A 647-nucleotide genomic window follows, 5' to 3' on the forward strand; every position below is an offset into this window, starting at 1 on the left:
TCGCCGCACGTGCTGCCGGGCTCGCGCGACGGGTTCCGGATGGGCGACGCGAAGCTGGTCGACACGATGATCGTCGACGGCCTGTGGGACGTGTACAACCAGTACCACATGGGCATCACGGCGGAGAACGTCGCGAAGGAATACCGGATCACGCGCGAAGAGCAGGACGCATTCGCGGCGCTGTCGCAGAACAAGGCGGAAGCGGCGCAGAAGGCCGGTCGTTTCAACGACGAGATCGTGCCGGTGTCGATTCCGCAACGCAAGGGCGAGCCGCTGCAGTTCGCGACTGACGAGTTCGTGCGTCACGGCGTGACGGCGGAATCGCTGGCCGGGCTGAAGCCGGCGTTCTCGAAGGACGGTTCGGTGACGGCGGCGAACGCGTCGGGCCTGAACGACGGCGCGGCGGCGGTGCTGGTGATGTCGGCGCAGAAGGCGGCGGCGCTCGGCCTGACGCCGCTGGCGCGGATCAAGGCGTACGCGAACGCGGGCGTGGATCCGAGCGTGATGGGCATGGGCCCGGTGCCGGCCTCGCGTCGGTGCCTGGAGCGCGCGGGCTGGACGCCGGGCGACCTGGACCTGATGGAGATCAACGAGGCGTTCGCGGCGCAGGCGCTGGCGGTGCACAAGCAGATGGGCTGGGACACGTC

Annotated in this window: 1 protein-coding gene; it reads left to right on the forward strand. The window is 69.4% G+C overall.

Annotated features, from left to right (window positions below; genetic code table 11):
• A partial coding sequence (locus ACTRWB_RS38105) for an acetyl-CoA C-acyltransferase (RefSeq protein ID WP_446904917.1) occupies positions 1-647 on the forward strand: 647 nt, incomplete at both ends.

The sequence above is a fragment of the Burkholderia sp. YIM B11467 genome (genome assembly GCF_052952715.1).